A 1,843-nucleotide genomic window follows, 5' to 3' on the forward strand; every position below is an offset into this window, starting at 1 on the left:
TGAGTTTCTGCGAGCGGTGGGGCTTAGTGACAAACCTTACGGCGAGTACAAAGCGGACGAAGCGGCGAAAATCTCTCGGCTCTTTGCTTACGAATTTGCGCCTGCGGGCACGTTTGGCTTCGAGCGAGCTGAAGTAACAAAAGGCGGGGTAGATACGGACGCACTAGACGCAAACTGCGGCCACAACGATACTCGCGGGCTTTACTTTATCGGCGAGGTTTTAAACGTGACGGGGATGCTCGGCGGGTACAACCTGCATTTTGCGTTTGCTTGCGCGGCAAATTTGGCAAAGCGGTTAAATGCCGAGTAACGACGACTTAGTCAAATTTGAGCCGTAAATTTGGCCCGCCTCGAAACCTAATCGATAATTTTACAGCTCTTTTATCTTTGCTTCCAACTCTGTTTTTAGGCGTTTTGCCTGCTTCTCATCGCCTTTTTCTAAAATTTTATTTGCTATTTTAAGAGCTTTTTCGTAGTTTTGCAGCGCTTCTTTTTTATTGCCAAGCCCCACCAGATCGCCCGCCATCAGCACATAGTACTTCGCGCGTAGCAAATTTACGCCGTCTGCGCCAAAAACCTCTTCGCAAATTCTAAACGCGACGGCGTGTTTTACGTATGCACCGTTAAAATCGCCCGTTTTATAGAGCGTATCGCCTAGCCCCGCGTAGCAGCTCATGAGATCCTTTTGCATCTTCTCGCCGCCAAGCTCATAGCATCTGATCGCCGAGCCGAAATTTGCTATCGCCTCATCGTATCGCCCAAGTGCTGACTGCGCGCTAGCTACGCCGTGATAGGGCTTTGCTAGCGCTTTGTGCTCTTTGCCCAGACCTTTTTGTAAAATTTTTAGCGAGCGTTCGTAGGCTGCGAGCGCCTTTTGCGGCTCGTTTGCTAGCATAAAAAATGCGCCTGCGTTATTTAGCGCCATTATAGTGTTTTCATTCTCCTTGCCGTACTCAGCCATGCAAATTTGAGCGGCTTTTTTGCCGGCTATCGCCGTAGCCGCAGCATCGCGATCAGGCTTTATAAACTCATCGATGCTGAGCTGCATCGCCTCTTCGCAGCTCATCCCAAATAGCCAAATCGGAAGCAGAAAAATTAAAATTTTACGCATAAAATTTTTTTAAAATTTCGTGCTATTGTAACTACTAAAAGCAAATTTTATATAAGCTTTGGATAAAATCACTAAAATTTAAAGGAGCCAAAATGTCAAATATCTTAATCATAGGTGCGGGCGGCGTTAGCCAAGTCGCAACCGTAAAATGTGCGATGAACTCGGACGTTTTTACAAATATCACCCTTGCAAGCCGCACAAAAAGCAAGTGTGACGCGATCGCTAAATTTATAAAAGAGCGCCTTGGCGTAGAGATAAAAACCGCGCAGATCGACGCTGACGATACAGCGGCTGTTGTGGAGCTCATCAAACAAACAAAGGCTGATTTGCTACTAAATGTCGCGCTGCCATATCAAGACCTAACTCTTATGGATGCTTGCGTAAAGGCTGGCATACCTTACATCGACACCGCAAACTACGAGCACCCAGACACGGCGAAATTTGAGTACAAGCTGCAGTGGGCGAAGGATAGTGACTTCAAAAACGCTGGCACCATGGCGCTTCTTGGCTCTGGCTTTGACCCGGGCGTGACAAACGTATTTTGCGCCTACGCGCAGCAAAATCTCTTTGACAAGATCCACGAGATCGATATCCTAGACTGCAACGCGGGCGATCACGGATATCCGTTTGCGACGAATTTTAACCCAGAAATCAACCTGCGCGAAGTGAGCGCAAAAGGCCGCTACTGGGAGCGCGGCGAGTGGAAAGAGACCGAGCCGATGGAAATAATGT

3 protein-coding genes are annotated in these 1,843 nt (G+C 48.0%); 2 read left to right on the forward strand and 1 reads right to left on the reverse strand.

Annotated features, from left to right (window positions below):
* Positions 1-310: NAD(P)/FAD-dependent oxidoreductase (locus tag Q0314_RS06110; protein ID WP_298057547.1), on the forward strand; the 310-nt coding region annotated here is incomplete at its 5' end.
* Between the two features lie 60 nt (positions 311-370).
* Here the strand turns inward: Q0314_RS06110 and Q0314_RS06115 are convergent.
* The gene (locus Q0314_RS06115; protein WP_298057548.1) at positions 371-1,111 is read right to left on the reverse strand and encodes a tetratricopeptide repeat protein; all 741 of its coding nucleotides are present in this window, start codon (positions 1,109-1,111) and stop codon (positions 371-373) included.
* 92 nt (positions 1,112-1,203) lie between these two features.
* Between Q0314_RS06115 and Q0314_RS06120 the strand changes: the two genes are divergently transcribed.
* A partial coding sequence (locus tag Q0314_RS06120; RefSeq protein WP_298057549.1) for a saccharopine dehydrogenase NADP-binding domain-containing protein occupies positions 1,204-1,843 on the forward strand: 640 nt, incomplete at its 3' end.

The sequence above is a fragment of the uncultured Campylobacter sp. genome (assembly GCF_938040115.1).
GTDB lineage: Bacteria > Campylobacterota > Campylobacteria > Campylobacterales > Campylobacteraceae > Campylobacter_A.

What these genes read in the sequence shown, in the direction of transcription:
- Q0314_RS06115 (WP_298057548.1), bottom strand. Translation starts at nt 1,111, where the DNA reads ATGCGTAAAATTTTAATTTTTCTGCTTCCGATTTGGCTATTTGGGATG.